General features: G+C 40.7%; 18 protein-coding genes. 8 read left to right on the top strand and 10 right to left on the bottom strand.

Annotation, left to right across the window (positions count from 1 at the left end; genetic code table 11):
• Window positions 1-61: 61 nt before the first annotated feature.
• From I8748_RS03925 to I8748_RS03910, 4 genes are read left to right on the top strand one after another with little or no spacing between them, the layout of a single operon-like run.
• Window positions 62-1,861: an OmpA family protein gene (locus I8748_RS03925; protein WP_198123363.1), complete on the top strand. Its 1,800-nt coding sequence runs from the start codon at window positions 62-64 to the stop codon at window positions 1,859-1,861.
• Window positions 1,862-1,897: 36 nt separating this feature from the next.
• The gene (locus I8748_RS03920) at window positions 1,898-2,395 is read left to right on the top strand and encodes a Rab family GTPase (protein ID WP_198123362.1); all 498 of its coding nucleotides are present in this window, start codon (window positions 1,898-1,900) and stop codon (window positions 2,393-2,395) included.
• The gene (locus I8748_RS03915) at window positions 2,396-2,797 is read left to right on the top strand and encodes a hypothetical protein (protein WP_198123361.1); all 402 of its coding nucleotides are present in this window, start codon (window positions 2,396-2,398) and stop codon (window positions 2,795-2,797) included.
• Window positions 2,798-2,836: 39 nt separating this feature from the next.
• The gene (locus I8748_RS03910; RefSeq protein ID WP_198123360.1) at window positions 2,837-3,952 is read left to right on the top strand and encodes a sensor histidine kinase; all 1,116 of its coding nucleotides are present in this window, start codon (window positions 2,837-2,839) and stop codon (window positions 3,950-3,952) included.
• Between the two features lie 69 nt (window positions 3,953-4,021).
• Here the strand turns inward: I8748_RS03910 and I8748_RS03905 are convergent, their stop codons facing one another.
• From I8748_RS03905 to I8748_RS03895, 3 genes are all read right to left on the bottom strand, one after another.
• A complete protein-coding gene (locus tag I8748_RS03905) occupies window positions 4,022-4,234 on the bottom strand; it encodes a chlorophyll a/b-binding protein (RefSeq protein ID WP_198123359.1) in 213 nt (70 codons plus the stop codon).
• A 115-nt stretch (window positions 4,235-4,349) separates the two neighbouring features.
• Window positions 4,350-4,562, bottom strand: coding sequence for a chlorophyll a/b-binding protein (locus I8748_RS03900; protein ID WP_198123358.1), 213 nt, complete (start codon window positions 4,560-4,562; stop codon window positions 4,350-4,352).
• Window positions 4,563-4,607: 45 nt separating this feature from the next.
• Window positions 4,608-4,811, bottom strand: coding sequence for a high light inducible protein (locus I8748_RS03895; RefSeq protein WP_198123357.1), 204 nt, complete (start codon window positions 4,809-4,811; stop codon window positions 4,608-4,610).
• Window positions 4,812-5,329: 518 nt separating this feature from the next.
• On the opposite strand from I8748_RS03895, the gene I8748_RS03890 reads away from it, so the two are divergent.
• Window positions 5,330-8,443 carry an MFS transporter gene (locus tag I8748_RS03890; RefSeq protein ID WP_198123356.1) on the top strand — a complete coding sequence of 1,038 codons (3,114 nt, stop codon included), beginning with the start codon at window positions 5,330-5,332 and terminating at the stop codon, window positions 8,441-8,443.
• Between the two features lie 357 nt (window positions 8,444-8,800).
• On the opposite strand, the gene I8748_RS03885 is transcribed toward I8748_RS03890, so the two are convergent.
• Together I8748_RS03885 and I8748_RS03880 are read right to left on the bottom strand one after the other, a co-directional pair.
• Window positions 8,801-9,541, bottom strand: coding sequence for a hypothetical protein (locus I8748_RS03885; protein WP_198123459.1), 741 nt, complete (start codon window positions 9,539-9,541; stop codon window positions 8,801-8,803).
• Window positions 9,542-10,163: 622 nt separating this feature from the next.
• Entirely contained in the window at window positions 10,164-10,538 is a 375-nt protein-coding gene (locus tag I8748_RS03880) for a c-type cytochrome (protein WP_096553422.1), read from the bottom strand.
• Window positions 10,539-10,747: 209 nt separating this feature from the next.
• Between I8748_RS03880 and petG the strand changes: the two genes are divergently transcribed.
• Window positions 10,748-10,861 carry a cytochrome b6-f complex subunit V gene (gene petG / locus I8748_RS03875; protein ID WP_096553423.1) on the top strand — a complete coding sequence of 38 codons (114 nt, stop codon included), beginning with the start codon at window positions 10,748-10,750 and terminating at the stop codon, window positions 10,859-10,861.
• Window positions 10,862-10,988: 127 nt separating this feature from the next.
• Here petG and rsmD read toward each other — a convergent pair whose 3' ends face one another.
• Entirely contained in the window at window positions 10,989-11,543 is a 555-nt protein-coding gene (gene rsmD / locus I8748_RS03870; protein ID WP_198123355.1) for a 16S rRNA (guanine(966)-N(2))-methyltransferase RsmD, read from the bottom strand.
• 107 nt (window positions 11,544-11,650) lie between these two features.
• Window positions 11,651-12,286, bottom strand: coding sequence for an imidazole glycerol phosphate synthase subunit HisH (gene hisH / locus I8748_RS03865; protein WP_198123354.1), 636 nt, complete (start codon window positions 12,284-12,286; stop codon window positions 11,651-11,653).
• 58 nt (window positions 12,287-12,344) lie between these two features.
• Here hisH and I8748_RS03860 point away from each other — a divergent pair, with 58 nt between their 5' ends.
• Both I8748_RS03860 and I8748_RS03855 read left to right on the top strand, forming a co-directional pair.
• Complete coding sequence (locus I8748_RS03860; RefSeq protein WP_198123353.1) at window positions 12,345-12,857, top strand: pyroglutamyl-peptidase I family protein; 513 nt, start codon at window positions 12,345-12,347, stop codon at window positions 12,855-12,857.
• A gap of 40 nt (window positions 12,858-12,897) precedes the next feature.
• Window positions 12,898-14,253: a DUF3370 domain-containing protein gene (locus tag I8748_RS03855; RefSeq protein ID WP_198123352.1), complete on the top strand. Its 1,356-nt coding sequence runs from the start codon at window positions 12,898-12,900 to the stop codon at window positions 14,251-14,253.
• A 149-nt stretch (window positions 14,254-14,402) separates the two neighbouring features.
• Here the strand turns inward: I8748_RS03855 and I8748_RS03850 are convergent, their stop codons facing one another.
• The 3 genes from I8748_RS03850 to I8748_RS03840 form a co-directional block, all read right to left on the bottom strand.
• Entirely contained in the window at window positions 14,403-14,984 is a 582-nt protein-coding gene (locus I8748_RS03850) for an NADPH-dependent FMN reductase (protein WP_198123351.1), read from the bottom strand.
• Window positions 14,985-15,437: 453 nt separating this feature from the next.
• The gene (locus I8748_RS03845; protein ID WP_198123350.1) at window positions 15,438-15,935 is read right to left on the bottom strand and encodes a tellurite resistance TerB family protein; all 498 of its coding nucleotides are present in this window, start codon (window positions 15,933-15,935) and stop codon (window positions 15,438-15,440) included.
• 425 nt (window positions 15,936-16,360) lie between these two features.
• Window positions 16,361-17,389, bottom strand: coding sequence for a VOC family protein (locus tag I8748_RS03840; RefSeq protein ID WP_198123349.1), 1,029 nt, complete (start codon window positions 17,387-17,389; stop codon window positions 16,361-16,363).
• Window positions 17,390-18,116: the final 727 nt, after the last annotated feature.

Below are 18,116 nucleotides of genomic sequence, written 5' to 3'. Positions count from 1 at the left end.
CCCTCATCTTCCCATCTCCCCTGCTTCCCCTGCTCCCCATCCCCAATTGGGGATTTTGGCAATGAGTGATTCCTTAAATCAAAAACCGAAAGTACCTCCTGAAGCTACAAGTAGCAACAGTCAATCTTCGAGTAACAAAGAACCACAACTTAACGATGAACTCACTACACTTCGCAGTTTGCTTTTTGGAATTGAGCCAACCGAACTTAACAAACTCTATGAGCGATTAAATAATCCTCAAATTCAACCAGAAGATATCAGCCGCCTGCTTCCAGAAGCTTTAATTATGCGGTCAAAACAAGATAAACAACTGGTTGAAGCAATAGTACCAACTGTGGAAGAAGCAATTAAAACTTCTGTTCAACAAGACGAAAATGTACTTTCAGAAGCGTTTTTTCCTATCATTGGCCCAGCCACACGCAAGGCGATTTCCACAGCACTTGAGCAGATGATTCAATCTCTGAATCAAACCTTGGAAAATAGCTTGTCAGTTGAAAGTTTTAAGTGGAGGTTAGAAGCGCGACGCACGGGTAAATCATTTGCAGAAATTGTGCTGCTGCGGACGTTAATTTACCGAGTAGAACAAGTATTTCTAATTCATAAAAAAACTGGATTATTACTGCAACATGTGATGGTTAAACAGATAGCTACTCAAGATCCAGATTTAGTTTCTGCCATGTTGACAGCTATTGGTGATTTTGTCAGAGATTCGTTCAGCATCAGAAAAGAAGATGCATTGAAAAGTTTGCGCTTGGGAGAACTCACTATTTTGGTTGAAGAAGGGCCGCAAGCAATTATAGCAGGTAGTATCCGGGGAAACCCGCCCCAAGAATTAAGGTTAGTTTTTCAAGACGCCATAGAAAAAATTCATCTCAAGCTGGGGGAAGAAATTAAGGCTTTTGCAGGAGAAACAGAACCATTTAAAGCAAGCATACCTTATCTAGAAGCCTGTCTGGCAGTTCAGTATAAACCTACTTCCCAGAAAAATAATTATACTTATGCATGGTCTTGCTTAGGTACAATAGCGATCGCATGTGGTATTTGGAGCTTTTTTATGATTCGTGAACATCTCCGATGGCAAGCCTATCTTGAAAAACTCAACTCTCAACCCGGAATTATTGTGATTAACACCAAGCAACACAATGGAAAACATTTCATTATGGGAATGCGCGACCCATTAGCAGTAGATCCCAATACTTTGATACAACAAGCAAATCTCAATCCGAAAACAGTCATTAGCCAGTGGAAACCTTACCTATCTTTAGAACCGGAATTGACTATAAAAAGAGTTAAGGTTTTGTTGCAACCGCCTAAAACTGTATCTTTTCAATTTGATAACAATGGTATTCTTTATGCTACAGGCTACGCACCTCGTAAATGGATTTTAGAAGCTCGTAATTTATGGCGATCCATTCCAGCAATTACTCAATTTCAAGACAAAAATATTGTAGACATTGAACTACTTAACTTACAAACATATATTAAAGAAATAGAACAAGAAAAATTATTTTTTGCAGAAGGCACAATAGAGTTAAACCCTGGTGAAGCTATTAAACTGCCTCAGTTAGTGTTAAATATCCAAAAGCTTTTGGATAGTGCCAAGTATCTAGATAAAAATGTAAGAGTAGAAATAATAGGACACACCAATGCAGCGGGAACAGAACAGGAAAACCTGCTCCTCAGTCAAAATCGTGCAGATAAAATCCTATCTTATTTAAAATCTCAAGGCATCGATACCAGTAAATTTAAAGTCGTAGGTGTGGGTTCTAAGCTACCTTGGAAGCCAGAATTGACATTAAAAGCTGAAACAGCTAATCGGAGAGTATCTTTTCAAGTATTCGTGACTGATACCACTAATTAAAAGGGAGTAAGGAATGGAGAGTAGGAAAAACATTGTATGATCCAGAAAAAAATTTGTATGGTAGGTGCATTTGCCACAGGTAAAACTAGTTTAGTGTCGCGGTTTGTTAATAGCATTTTTTCGGAAAAATACTATACTACAGTGGGTGTCAAGATTGATAAAAAAACGATAGATATTCAAGCAAAAAAAATAAATTTGATACTTTGGGATATTCATGGAGAAGACGAATTTCAAAAAGTACGTATGTCTTACTTACGGGGTTCATCTGCTTACTTATTAGTTGTTGATGGTACCCGAAACAATACTCTTGAAAAAGCTTTTGATTTGCAAACAAGAGTAGAAAATACCCTTGGTCAAGTTCCCTTCATCTTAGTACTTAACAAATGGGATATGACAGAAGAATGGGAAATTGAAACTACAGAAATAGATGCTGTAATTCAGAAGGGTTGGACTGTGATGAAAACCAGTGCTAAAAATGGACTAGGTGTAGAAGAAGTTTTCCAAACTATTGCAAAAAAAATATTGGATGGGTAAATGGTAGATATCCCTGCTCCTATAATTCACTATATTGTAAATTTCCTCTTAGAAACGCGTTCACTGGCGTATCTGTTAGTCAACAAAGATGGTTATCTTGTGGCTTGGGGCGGTAAGCTGGTAGAATTTGGAATTACGAACCTCCGCAAAGGAGAGAATATAGGTGAGCAAGTTTTTTTCTTGGAAGGTTTACTGCCTTTGGATGATATTCCCCTATTTTTACCTTTGATAAAAACAGAGTACGGAATTTGTGCAGATATTCATATCTTTCCCTCAGACGAGGGAGACTGGGTATTGTTATTAGATAGTACTTGGAATGAAAAGCAACTATCACTCATTCAACAAATTACAAATGATTGCAGCTTATTACGAGAAAAATTAACTAAAATCCCAAATCAGTAAACAAAAGCTAAGATTGATTGATTATGGTAGTTGTAACTTATGAATAACTCTATCATGTCTGAGCTGTTTGCTAGCTTGAATATTTTAGTATTAGAGCGAGTTAATAATGGCTTATTCAGAATTGCTGGAAATGTACCAAACTGGTTTAATCGTTTTTTATATCAAAAATTTACATCAGGTATAGATATAGTAATATCACAGGAAGAGTTTCCTTTTTTAGGAAATTTTCTTGTGAATGCAGAAGAGTTTTGGCAGATAAATCAAGGTATTAAGCTGAGTTCAGGTTTATGGGGTGAATTAGATTTAACTGGTAAAGAATACCAATTTGAAGCTTATGCAATTTGCATGGGTGTGAAAAAAATCTTATTAATTGAATTATTAGAATACGAATTCACCAACAAGCAATATATTCTCCAAAAAGCTAGAGCAAACGAATTAGATTATCAGAAATTAATCAAGGAGAGTCAAAAAAAAGATGTATTAATCCATTGTATTGTCCATGATTTAGCGGGACAATTAAGTGCTATCAATTGCTGTTTAGCTCTGTTGGAGTTTGAAAATTTGACTCCTAAAGGAAAAGATTTTTTAGAACTTGCAAGAAAGCAATCTATTCAGCAAGAAATGCTAATTAAGAACATATTAGATGTATTTTCTGCTGAGGCGTTATCAATGGAAGCTTTCACTGTGGATATTGAGAATGCACCAAATATATTAAGTTCTGCACAAGAAGTGATTTCGCTTTTGAAGCCTAATTTTGTACTTAACAATAAGCAGTTGCAGCTAGCTGCTAACATTGACATGGAAGCAGACTGGAAAGTTGTGGGAGAGAAATTGCGTTTAGATAGGGTAATTTCAAATATTGTAGAAAATGCTTATCGCCATAGTCCCCCAGAATCTACTGTGGTAATTGATTTACAAGCAGATGGTGTGTATATTCTTTTAGCTGTAGATGATGAGGGAGGCGGTGTAGCACCAGAGATGGTAAATACTTTATTTCAAAAGTTTTCTCAAGGCAAAGATAAATCAGGGAGAGTTGGATTAGGTCTTTATTTTTGCCGAATTACAGTTGAACGCTGGGGAGGTGAAATTGGGTATTCCCCACGTCAAACAGGCGGTTCCAGATTTTGGTTCCGCCTGCCAAGACCAGTTAGTTAACTGATGATTGATAACTGATGACTGTTGACTGATGACTGTTAACAGTCAGTAAAGTTTTTGTTTACTTTTCTAGTAACCAATCAAGTGCAAAACATCACGAACTACACTATAGCCAGCTAAATCCCAAAGTAAATAAGCTATAAAGCCAATCATTGCAAAACGACCGTTCCAAATTTCAGCTTGGGGTGTCCAGCCGAAAAGAAAAGCATTACGGTCTACACCATTGTATTCTGGTGCAACAGCTGGTAAGTCACTGGATGGACGAGTTTCACGGGTTGCCATTGTTTTCTACTCCTAAATTAAGGTGAATTTTCAGTAAACTTAAAGAAAGAAATGATTTCGATTCAAGTTGTTGACTGTTGACTGTTAACACTCAGCAAAGCTTTTGTTTACTTTTCTAGTAACGAATCAAGTGCAAAATATCACGAACTACGCTATAGCCAACTAAATCCCAAAGTAAGTAAGCTATAAAACCAATCATGGCAAAACGACCATTCCAAATTTCAGCTTGAGGTGTCCAGCCAAACAGAAATTCATTGCGATCACGACCATTGTAAGCTGTAGCAACAGGTGGTATATCAGTAGATGGACGATTTTCACGAGTTTCCATTGTTTTTTCCTCCCGAATCAACCTAATTTTTAAATATTTGATTTTCTAGTAACTAATCAGGCTGGAAATATCTCGAACTAAGCTATAGCCAACTAAATGCCAAAGTAGATTAGCAAGAACGCTAATTATGGCAAAACAACCGTTCCAAACTTCAGCTTGGGGTGTCCAGCCAAATACAAAACCATTGCGATCGCTACCTTTGTATTCTCTAGAAATTGTTGGCAAATCTGTGGATAACCGAGATTCCATTTTTTGTCCTGAACAATTTGTTACTTAACTTTAAGTTAGCTATTTATCAGTCAGTTGCTTTCCGCCTCTAGGCACAATATACAGGCACTTCTTGTGGACGATTATCAGGAACTTATCGGTGCTGACAAATCCGCCTTGAGGAGGTGATAAAAAAGTTAGTACTTGTAAATAAATGTAAAGCTTTGATAACTGAATTGTGAGTAAACTATAAATTAAAGAAATAAATTACCTGTTATTAAGCCATTAAAATAGCAGGCGAATTTTCAGTAAAGAGTAAGCTTTTTCACTACATCATCAACAGTGAATTAGATGACAAATTCTTTCGTTAGATAATCAAAGTTCTATCTATCGCTAGATATAGTTTTCAAACTTTAGAGAGATGCTGAAAGCGCCTAAATTCTACGATTCTGTAAGCTACAAGAGTTAGGTATTGCCATAGATACAGAGATATATACAGAGTTGCTTCTCATCAATAAATTCTTAATTCCCCAAACTTAAAGTTAGAACAAGGAAATACAATGTTTCAATGTACAGAAATCATGTTGGGACTCTACAAGCCACTATTATGGTTGGCACAAAATCGAGTAGGCGTTCCAGATGTATCACCAGCGGAGGCATCAGTTCTCACTTCGGGGCCGCGTTTTTTTGTCGCTTTAATCTCCGGGGTGATTCTAGCTTTTGCTTTCCAATTAGTATTAACTAACCTCTCAGTTGCAGCCGGTATTTCCTACTTGGGGCGTCCATCAGATTCAGATAGTGGGGAAGCCGGAAGTTTTGGAGGTACGATTCGCAAAATCGGCACCGCAGTGGGTATTTGGACATTAGTCACTGTGACGATCGCCTTATTAATCGCTTCTTTCTTAGCAGTAAAATTAAGCTTGGTGATTTTTGACCCCAGGTTAGGAGCGATTTTAGGGTTAGTCATTTGGGGTGCTTACTTTTTACTACTTATGTGGGTGAGTTCCACCACAGTGGGTTCCTTGATTGGTTCGGTAGTCAACACCGCAACCTCCGGCTTTCAGGCGATTATGGGCACAGCCACGGCTGCACTCGGCGCAAAAGCTGTAAATCAGCAAGTAGTAGCCACCGCTGAAGCCGCCGCCTCCGCTGTACGTCGTGAATTAAGTAGTGCTATTGATCCGGCTAGTATCCGGGAGAACATCGAAGATTATCTAGATAGGCTGCGTCCCCCAGAACTAGACCTATCCAGGATTCGCACAGAGTTTGAAAGATTACTCAACGACCCCCAACTGCAAGCGATCGCAGGTAGTCCAGACCTGCGTAACATCGACCGCCAAAAGTTTATTGAGTTAGTCAGCAGCCGCACCGACCTTTCTAAACGAGACGTTAGCCGCATCGCTGATACACTATATAATGTATGGCAGCAAGTACTAAGCCAGCAAAAACCCACTCAAGATCGCTTAGGCGAATTGATTGACTATCTTAAATCACTACCGCCAGGACAAACCAAGACAGATGAACTCAACGCCAAGCTAGATCGGCTAATTGCTGAAACCCGTTCCCCCAAAGAAACAGACCAAAAAGCTACTCCAGGGCCAATTCAGCAGACACTCCAGCAAGGAATAACCGCCCTGACTGGCATTGTGTTGGGCAGAACAGACTTGTCAGATTTGGATGTGGAAAAAATATTGCGATCGCTTGCCACCGCCAAAGACAAAGCCACAGAACAAGCTGATAGACTAGGGTTACCCACACCATCACAACCCTACAGCCCCATCCGCGCCGATGTGGAGAATTACCTGCACAACACCTTTGCTTGGCAACTGAGTCCGGAAAGAATTGCCCAAGAATTTCGTGATGTTATCTACGACCCAGCAGCAGACCCTGGTACAGTCCGTAGAGAACTAAATCGCCTTTCTCGCAACGATTTTGTCAAAATCCTGCAAGAACGGGGACTCCTGACCCAAGCCCAAATTCAGCACATTGCAGACCAACTAGAAGCTGTCCGTCAATCAGTGGTAATAACGGTAACTGCTGAAGAAGAAAGAGAGATAGTACAAGATCTGCAACGGCGAGTAGAAAGTTATCTGCTGGTGACAGCCAAGACAGATTTAACACCCGAAGGCATTGAACGGGGTCTTAAACCTTTATTGGCAGACCCAGACGCAGATTATGAAACCCTCTCACGGCGACTGGCACAATTTGACCGTGAACAATTGCGGAGGATACTGCTACAACGTATCGATATTCAGTCATACGAAGCCGAAAGCATTCTCGATGAATTGGAAAAACAGCGCGATCGCGTCTTGATAGAATCCAAAGGATTGGCAAAACAAGCACAATATCAAGCAGAAACTTTGTGGTTGAATGTAGAGTCATATCTGCGTAACACCGGCAAAGCAGAATTAAACCCCGATGCCATCCGCGCCGATCTCAAGAGGTTGCTGGAAGACCCCCAAGCTGGAATTGCCGCAATTCGCGCTCGCTTGTCTCGCTTTGACCGCGATACCTTAGTACAATTGTTGAGTCAGCGCCAAGATTTGAGCGAACACCAAGTTAATCAAATCATTGATACCGTTGAAGAATCTTGGCATAGTGTCCGCCATGCACCCCTAGCTTTAAGAGACAAAGCTAAGGAACAATACGACACAGTGACGACGACAATTGCAGATTACTTGCGGAATACTGGCAAAGCAGAACTCAACCCCGAAGGCATTCAACGAGATTTTAACCGACTGTTTGAAAACCCCAAAGAAGGAGCGATCGCACTGCGCCGTCGCTTATCCCAGGTAGACAGGGATACTTTGGTGAAATTGCTCAGTCAACGTCAAGATTTGAGTGAACAGCAAGTCAATGAAGTTATTGACTCTGTGCAGACTTCGATTCGTAATATTGTGCGTGCGCCGCGTCGCCTCGCCACCCGCACCCAGCAAAGAGTAAAGAATTTCCAAGCTTATTTAGAAGAGTACTTGCGGCAAACAGGGAAAGAAGAACTCAACCCAGAAAGTATCAAACGCGATGTGCAATTATTATTGCATGATCCGCGAGTCGGGATTGAGAGTTTGAGCGATCGCTTGTCTCATTTTGACCGTTCGACAATTATCGCTTTGCTGAAAATTCGGGAAGATATTACAGATGAAGAAGCAGCAAAAATTGCCGATAATATCATATCGGTACGCGAGCAGTTTGTCGAACAAGTGCGGAGTATCCAAAGAAAGATTCAAGATGTCATCGATGGGGTTTTTGAACGCATCCGCTACTATCTCAACTCCTTGGATCGCCCAGAACTCAACTATGACGGAATTAAGCGGGATGTGCGCCAATTGTTTGATGATCCCCAAGCTGGATTTGAGGCATTGCGCGATCGCTTGTCTTCTTTCAACCGCGATACCTTAGTGGCAATTATGAGTTCCCGTGAGGATATCTCCGAAGAAGATGCCAACCGCATCATTGACCAAATTGAACGCGCCCGCAACACAGTCCTGCAACGTGCAGAACGCCTACAACACGAAGCACAACGCCGCCTAGAAGAAGTGAAGCACCAAGCACAGCGGCAAGCAGAAGAAACCCGCAAAGCCGCAGCTACAGCAGCTTGGTGGTTATTTGCCACAGCCATCGTTTCAGCTATTTTCGCCGCATTAGGAGGAGCGATCGCTGTTGTTGTGGTGTAGGTTGACAAGTTGTCTCCGCTAACTACTCCTGGCCTCCCAATTATTAGGAGGCTTTTTTGTATGTTATCGCTCTTCCACCACTCTCACCAGAGGAAAAACATATAATCCTTGCTACGCAAGAGTTTCAGTCAAAATACATGATTTTGACCATAATGTTAGAAAATAAAGCTCCAAACCCAATTGCTGCCTCATATCAAGTTCGGCTTATTACTTACGATATAGTCCGTTTGCCTGGTAATAGGTAATAGGTAATGGGTAATGGGTAATGGGTGATGGGTGATGGGTAATGGGTGAGATGTGATGACTAATAGTAAAATCCAATTACCAATTCCCAATTCCCAATTCCCAATTACCCTCTTAGGTACAGTTAACTGCTGAAGCCGAGTTCACTTTTGTTAAATCGCCAGTGAATACAACTGTGTATTTATAAGGTGATGAACCAGTGCAAGTCATAGAATTTGTATTGGCGCGACGTGGACTTGACCATGAATCTGCCTGCACTGTCAAATTTGCGCCATTCCATGACAAACTTTTGACAACCAAAGAGTTAGTTTTACCATCAGTTATCTTTTTAGCAGAGAAAAATGTGGCATAGTTAACGGTGCCATTGTCGGGATTAATACGGGCTATAACTGCTACTTTTGCACCGCCACCGCTACCATAGCTAGACAGCCAGCGCCCAGTGGAAAAGCGTCGAAAATCATTACCAGTCTGGGTTCCAGTAGAGGTGAAAACGCCATACAAAACGCTTCCAGCCCAAAGTAATCCATAGCCTGTGCCATCGTCAGTTGTTGTTTCGTAGTCACTGCGACACCATTTCTTAATACCATTATCAAAACGAATGATCCGAGGGTCTTTGTTGCTAGATGATACTTGCTGATAACCAATATAGATACTTGTTGTGCCACTAACCACCCTAGGGCCATTTTTAGCTTTGATGGTTGCTTCACTGTCATTGCATGTAAATGACACGCCTTTACTGACAGATGTCTGGACACTAGTTTGGGCAAAAACTTGAGGAATTACTAAATCAGATCCCAATACCACTGATAGAAATAAAAATGCTAAATACTTCGGCAACTGGCGGTGATAAATCATTGCACTGAATTGTAAAGACTGTGTAAAATGACACGATAACATAAAATTTAACAAGTGCCAATTTTTTAGTTAGTTACTGAAGTGATACTAATTTGTAATTCATAATTCCTACTAGCGTCAGACCTTAATCCAAGGTAGATTCAGGCGGTTTTTGAGGCTTAACTGCCTTATTTAAACATATAATTTTAGTCAGATAAAAAACAGCTAAAATGCTGTGATTACATGCAAATTATTGATGAGTTTTTCAATCTTTTGATTACATTGTTGTGTATTTACACGTACGTAAGTATATGTAATTGCAATTTGTAAAACAAGCTGCTTTTGAGGTGTTTACACGGCTGAAATACCAATTTAGAACTTACGCATGGGAAACGATAAATTAAGGGTTTGGGTTCTTGCTGGGGCATAGGGCAAAAAAATTCCAATGCCCTATGACGCCAGTTGCTTTCCGACGCAAGGCGACAGGATCGCACTGGCTCCCCAATGCCCAATGCCCTATTCCCAACCTCAAAAAATAATTTAACTGCGTAAGTCCTACAATTTTCCAAATAAAAACAGTATGTGAAGAACTTGACTGCCCTACCTACATACTGTTTATCTTCAGTTCCTTTGGATATTGAACCTACAAAGTCTCCAAATAGCTCAAAAGGTCTGCCATCTCTTGAACGCTTGGTTGGAATTTGGGCATGGGTGGTGTTTCGCCACTAATAACTTGGTGAATGAGTCCATACCGAGATTTGTGCTTTGAGACGGCTTGCAAACTGGGGCCTACTCGTCCGTCTGCTTCCAGTCCATGACAACCAGCACAATTGATTTGAAAGATAGCATGTCCTTGAACTGGGTCTCCTGTCAGAGAAAGAACACTTTTGACGTATGGATCGGAAGCTCGAACCATCTGAACCCCAAAAATGCCTAAAGGGACTGCTAGCAGTATCGCTAGAGCCAACAAAGCGATCCGCTGAATCAGAGTTTCATGTTTGGTAATCTTGTTATCCAAAAGGTTTACTGTGAAAGTCTAGGTGTGCTAAAAATTTTTCATTTCCTACACATAGCTTAAAAGTTCTTGATGGTGTCTGCAAGCACAGATTAGAGTTTTTTAATGATCTGTTGTCACCTAAAAACAATGCAGAGAGCGGGATTCACCCCCGATTTGGTAAAATCAAAACGAGATACGAATTTTGAATATTTGCAAACAGGAGATTAAAAGTGGTTGAACCCCTGCTCTCAGGTATCGTCCTTGGTCTAATTGTAGTTACTCTCGGTGGGCTGTTTTACGCTGCCTATAAGCAATACAAGCGCCCTAATCAGTTGGGAGGGTAGAGAATTAGGGAGTGGGGAGTAGGGAGTGGGGAGTAGGGAGTTAGGAGTTAGGAGTTAGGAGTGAAGAATTATTTCGCTTGTCTCCCCATCGCCCCCTGCACCCCTGCACCCCTGCTCTCCTGCTCCCCTATTCCTCAGATTCCATGATTCTATAGAAAGTCAAGGCTGTGTTGCCGTAAACTTTCTCGCGACAAATTTCCCAAGCAGGAATTACTGGAGGTGTCCAACCTTGGGGGCTATGTTCTGCTGCTAGTTCGCCGTTAGCATCTAACAGTTGATGATGGGCGATCGCTTCTAACACAGGCTGATACAATCCACTAGCATAAGGTGGATCAAAGTATATTCTGTCAAATTGCTTTCCTGATAAACTTTTTAACTGCTGGATGACATCTCCCCGCAATACTTGCCATTTTTGTTCAGCATGAGCTACCTGCTGCCAATTTTGGCGGATAGTTGCACAGGCTCGGCTCGATTGTTCAATTCCGATGACTAAGCTGGCTCCTCTACACAAAGCTTCTGCACCCATTGAACCACTACCGGCGCATAAATCCAGCCAACGACAACCTGCTATTGTTCCCTGCCAAATATTAAAAACTGCCTCCCTAACCCGCGAACTCGTGGGTCTGGTTTCTTGCCCTGGTAAAGTTTTAATCTGGCGATTACCGTAGATTCTCAGACTCATTGGTCATTAGTCATTAGTCAATAGTCAATAGTCAATAGTCAATAGTCAGCGGTCATTTTCAATTCTTAACAAATGACAAAGGACAAATGACAAATGACAAAACAGAATTATGCAGCTATTTTCTCCCGGACTTGAGCAACAAAATTAGACAGGATTTGCAAGCCAATGTTAGAAGATTTTTCAGGGTGAAATTGAACTGCTGTCAGGTTTTCATGAGCGATCGCAGCTGTGATTGTCTGGGTACCGTGGGTAACAGTTGCAGCACGAATTTGTGGATCAATTGGGTCAACATAATAGGAATGGACAAAATAAACCCAAGGTTGGGATGGCAAATGCTCCCACAAAATACTTTTTGGTTGAGTCACTTCCAGCTGATTCCAACCCATGTGAGGGATTGTAATTCCAGGTTCTGGACGAAACCGTTTCACTTTTCCTTTGACAATTCCTAGTCCTGGTTGTGTACCTTCTGCGCTTGATTCAAAAAGAATTTGCAAACCTAAGCAGATTCCTAAGAAAGGTTTACCAGATGCAATGGTATCTTTAATGGGTTGTTCTAAATCACGCGATCGCAAATGTTGCACTGCTGGATCAAAAGCTCCCACTCCAGGCAACACCACTGCATCCGCCTGTGCCAATTCTTTGGGAGAATGAGTAATCTTAGGAGTAGCTCCAGCTTTTTCTAGTCCTTTGCAGACTGAGTGCAAATTTCCCATGTCATAATCTACGACCGCAATAATTGGCATTGACCTGCTCCTTGTAAATTAATTATGGAGGGTTATTCTATTCTAAATAATAATTGTTATGACGAAAAGATTATTATTAACTTCTTTTGACACTTGGCTTGATGATCAACAGTCAAATTCTTCCGATGATTTATTACTAAAAGTTACTCAACTTGACTTGCTCCCCTTTGACTTGAAATTTTTACGCCTGCTGCCTGTAGATGTGCAACTTGCTAGTTCGCTGGTAATTCAAAAAATCGATGAATGGCAACCCGACTATATTATCTGTTGTGGCATGGCTGCCAAGCGCACACAATTAAGTGTGGAAGCAAATGCTAGCTGTCAAGATAGTGTTTTGCAGACAACGGTTGATTTAGAGCAACTAGTCTTGGGAGTGTCGGCAGTTGAGATTAGCCATGACTGCGGTAAATTTGTTTGCGAAGGTCTTTATTATTCAGTGTTAAACTATCTGCACCAAAACCAACTGACTGCACGTTGTATCTTTGTCCACGTTCCAGTTTTAACTTCAGAAAACTTGAGAGGAATTCTCGCTGATTTTGTATTAATTATTCACAAACTGGCACTTTCATAAAATTAGTAGCGTCTGTTAGTTGGAAAAATAATCTAAGTATATGTTGCCTTTGTTACCAAGTTTTTTCATTGCCCAATCAACTCCTGCTGCACCACCGCCTGAAGAGGTAGTACAACCACAAGAAGTCCGCCCTTTACCAGGTCAGTTGGATGGGGTGTCGACGTTTAACAGCAATAGTCCAGAACTAGTTTTGAAAGAGGGGATTTTATTATCTACCTTTCCGCCAGATGGAAAAAAAGTGCCAACAGCGCATTTAAATTTTCCGTTTCGCGGGCGATTTGATATTTTTGCCCACCATATTGCTAGGGCTGAACCAGCGGAGGATCTGAGATCACTTTATTTAGGAATCATTCTGCATAACCCCACTGCTGAGTCGGTGAAAGTGAATATCTTGCAGGCGGCGAGTTATTTAAGTCAACCAGATGCACCATTTATTGAGTTACCAACTTTAACTCAAAATATTTTGGGTACAGTTTTCGCAGGGCCGGGCGATCGCGTCATGTCTGATGTGCTGAGGGGACGACGACAAAATATTTTTCCTGCCCAAATTGTGATTCCACCAGGGCAAAGTCAGATGTTGCTAAATCTGCCCATTCCAGTCAAGGGACTAACACCACCTTTAAATGGTAGGTCTACGTTGGTACGATTACGGAGTAATGGTACTGTCTATGCAGCCAGTCTCGCCATGTTTGCCCGAACTAATGCTGATGGTAGTGAGCGTGCGCCGACATTAGAAGAGTGGGAAAATTTATTAAATAATGGTGATTTATCTGGGCCAAGGGATAAAACACCAACTCCCCTGGAGGAAACCGGCAAGCCCAGAATTTATGGTCGTGTGGCGGGAGTAGCTGCTGGTACTCAATGGAAAGCATTATTAACAGATAATTCTCAAACCAAGTATTTAACTATTCCCCAGCCTGGTCAAGCGTTTTCCTATGCCCTTAGTACCTTGCATGGTGGAACTTTGGGGACTGGTCAAATTCAAAGTGCCCCCATGCTAGTGCGTTATCCAGATACCGCATATCGCGCTCATGGCAACTATGGAATTCAATACAGTTTGCAGTTGCCGCTATATAACAATACTCCCAGTCTGCAAAGAGTTGCTATATCGATACAAACACCATTGAAAGAAGACCAGTTGGGCAAACCAGGACTCCGCTTTTTAAGTACACCAGCCCGGCAAACCTTTTTCCGGGGAAGCGTGCGGGTACGTTATAAAGATGATCAAGGGCAGCCAAAAACCCAGTTTGTGCATTTGGTACAAAAGAGAGGACAATCTGGGGAACCTTTGGTTTTATTAAATATGAAGACAGGCGATCGCAGATTGGTAGAAGTAGACTTGCTTTATCCGCCAGACGCCACACCACCGCAGGTATTAACAGTGTCAACTCAATAGGGAATGGGCAAAACGCTAATTATATCACGTTCGCGCTTATTACTTATAATTAGGAGTATGTGTGCAGAAACCTTAAAATTATCTCCCCTGCACCTTTTCTCCCCTGCTCCCTTGCAGTCTTAATGATAAGTCTTCAACCGGACACGATATTAGAATGGGATGCCTTTTTCTTTTCTTTGTCGTTGCAATGCTTGTTCATACCACTCTAATTCATCCAAAAATTGACCGACTCTCTTGGCCAAAGCTGCTTCCCGTGGAGTACCTGCTTCATCCAGAGAGTCCCCAATTTTAGAAATAGCAAAAATACTGGAAATAGTAACCATTCCCATCTCTGACAGAAAAGCGCGTAACTGTATGGCTGCGCGCACTCCTCCAAAGCCACCAACTGAGTAGGAAACAATACCAGCGGGACGGAAAAAGTATTCCTCTAAATAGTGATCCATCAGATTGCTCAACCCTGGCTGAATGGAGTGGTTATATTCTCCCGCAACAACTACAAAACCGTCTGCTGTGCGGATATGTTCTGCCAGTTCTTCCATCTTTGCAGGAGCCTGACCTTGAGGATATTCCTTATACATCCGGTCTAAGATGCCAAAGTCATATTCCTTCGCATCCGCAAAAATTACTTCATGGTTTCTTTGCTGAAGCTGATCAATGATGAATCTGGCAGCTTTGATGCCCTGGCGATCGCTTCTGTATGAACCATAGAAGACTACTGTTTTGAAGCTCATAGTTCTCAAGTCTAGCCACAAGTAGAATTTACCATCTACTGGCTGTCAGATGCGATCGCTTTCGGACGCACTGAAATTTTTGGAGATCGCAAAACTTCCTTACGCGGTAATGGCTGCGATCGCTTGTCATGGTCAGACAGTCAAAATAGATACAAACATTAACGCATCCAAAACTTGTATCCCTTGTATCTTAGAGTAAGTTGACAACTATCTAGACTCCATTCAATTAATACTCAAATGTAGTCAATTCAATAAGTGCATTATTTAGTGACCAAACCCTTCAGGTAGGGAACAAGGAATAGGCACAAGCAATAGTGGTGAAAATCCTGCCCAAATACTGGGTAACAGAACAAGTCAATTTATTTATGAATAAAATACTAGCTTGGGTGCAATTTAAGCCAAAAGCGTGGCTGCGATCGCAGCCACAGCACTTAATCTTCTAAAAATGTTAAATTATAAAGGTGCGCCGTTGGGAAACAGTACTGCCAGCCGTTTTTTATGCAGTTGGACTGTTTCTAAATAGATTTCTTCAATTTTTTGAAATTCGTCTTCAGAAATACCAAGTTTCTTTGCTCCTTTGAGTACTACAGCTCGTTCTTTCTCGCTATATTCTCCATCAGCACAACAAGCTTGTATTGCATCATAAATTAGGAAATATCGTGAATCACTGGCTGCAAAATCTCCACTAATGACTGTCTCTATATCTTCATCAGCCTTGTAAACTTTCAGTTGTTCAATGATTGCAGGGTTGCAATCGTAGGCACAGCCATATCCAATTATCCAATCTCTTTCTTCATCTGCTAGTGTTCCATCACCATTGGCACAAATCATAAGTGCTTTTAAATAAGCTTCATAAGCTAGATCTGATGGCAACTGTTTAAAACCATACCTTTCCTTAAATAACCACAAAATGCCTAAAGTATTTTCTTTGTCTTGAATATTGGTAGTCATTTTTGTTTTTTGAAACTACTTAATGTAATTGACAAATTAAATTATGGCATGTTCAAGCATTATTTCTGTAGTTTTACTGATAAATAAAGTATAAGGTTAATTAATAACTTGAAGAATAAGCAACCTGACTTTTCACAGGAAGTACTTAAGACTTACGCAAGTGTCATATTTTTTTTCGTTTGGGTTGTACTGTCTCCCCAACACACCACACCAAAGCTCCTTTTCCACATACCGTGAAAAGTCAGATAACGAACAGAGCAATTTTGCTAGCCTACAAGTGAAGAAAAGTGTTTTGGCGCTAAATCAGTTGTCATTTGTCATTTGTTAGTAGTTATTCTCCCCATCGCCCCTTATCCCCTCCAGGGGCCCCGAGTTCCCCATTCCCCACCAACCCCTCCAGGGGCCCCAAAGCCCCCATTTCCCTATCAACTTTCTACCAAAGTCCAGAAGTAGCCATCCGGTGCAATGAAGGAAAAACTTTTCTCTCTAAACTCGTTTTCTACAATGTTTGTAAACTTTTGCACCGGACTTGCCTTGATGCGATCGCAATAAGCCTGTATTCCCCGCACGCGGTAAGTGTAAAGTGACATACCCAAGCTACCCGGTTGTGATGCCTCAAACCGTGATTCTAAGTTGATAGCATCTGGAAACCGAATGATATAAAGTCTGCCACTGCGTGCAGCCATCAGGTCATCTTTAGAAGAACGGGGGTCATCAAAGGCAGTAACGATATACTTTTCACCTGGTTTGAGGTCAAAAATATCTCTACCCGCTGGTGAAGCTTCATAGATAGTCTCAACATCATCACGCACACGTAGCAAACCCAAAACTTCCTCATAAAACTTCAGGCTATCTTTGCTGTCATCTTGAACGATTATGCCCATGTGAGTAAACTGACTAGTCTTGAAAGCAGCACTGTGGTTGATTTGTCCGTAATGGGGCAGTGTATAACCAAATCTTTTAAATAAAACTTGTCGAGTTAACGGTTGCAGTAACAGCATTTCTCGCACGCCAACTGCTGAATCGATAAAAGGACGGCTTTTCTTTTCTTTGTTGTAGATCTGTTCCCAATAAGGATTGGTGTATCTAATATTCCAACCAGCAGCTTTGGCATCTTCTGCATGATTTAAGATATTGATGACATCGGTAGTTAAGGTAGTTGCCCAGCGATTGCCCTTAACTTTCATTGATGCTAATCCCAATCCTTGATTTGTGGGGTTTTGCCAAACCATCAACCGAATTAAACCATGATCTGCATTTTGGTGGTAAAGACGAATCGAGCGTAAAAAAGAATTCACTCCATATAATTGATGAGCTACATCTGGGGATAATTCACCTACTTGACCAATGCGATAACCGTATTGTTCCCAATATTGAATTGCAAAAATTGGGTCTGGGATACCAATACATACTTCATAGATTCCCTCAATAGCGGTTTTTTGTCCTTGAGTCATAGAAATTTTGGATTTTAGATTTGAGATTTGGGATTGGGTACTGACTATAACGGACTAGTAAAGAAAAATAAAGGTTTTGCATAAATAGTAGAGTTTTTCTGTCATCTCAGGGTTTTTTTGTTGGGAAAGTTCAAATTCTTAAAAAATTAAAAATGATGATCAATAGACTTATAAGTTTATTTAATCTCAATTAAGAGATGGTTGAAACTACCAAACTATGGAGTATGGTACTTCTAATCCTAGCAGTCCAATTTGCTATATATAAAAATAAATAATACAACCTGAGAGTTTTGAGCCGCAAGATTTTAGACTTTTGAGAAAATTAGACAATCTCAACCTTAAAATTTTCACTAATTAAATATGTTGGCTATATTTTGCCAGTTGATATTGATGTTATAAATGATGCAATTCAAGTATCTTTTTTTGTTGAGTATTTGTTAAATTGATGTCATCAAGTTTATAATACGTTATTTGATAAATAATTGAGAGCGATCGCAGCTTTTTTAGTCACTATATTAGTAGATAAAACGCCAAAAATTACTCATAATAAACGATACACCGACCTTTAATCAATTAATACTTTGAGCAGTTATAATTATCAAAGATATTCGATATGGCCGATAAAAAGCAAATTCAAAGCTTTCATGTTCGCAATAATGCTAATATTAACTAAAGTATTTTGTCTTGGTAAAATCTATTTAAAAATAGAGTCATCTGACAAGCAATA

Source organism: Amazonocrinis nigriterrae CENA67 (assembly GCF_016056305.1).
GTDB classification, from domain to species: domain Bacteria; phylum Cyanobacteriota; class Cyanobacteriia; order Cyanobacteriales; family Nostocaceae; genus Amazonocrinis; species Amazonocrinis nigriterrae.
The sequence above is the reverse complement of the archived record's forward strand: the minus strand, read 5'-3'. Positions and strand labels throughout refer to the sequence as shown.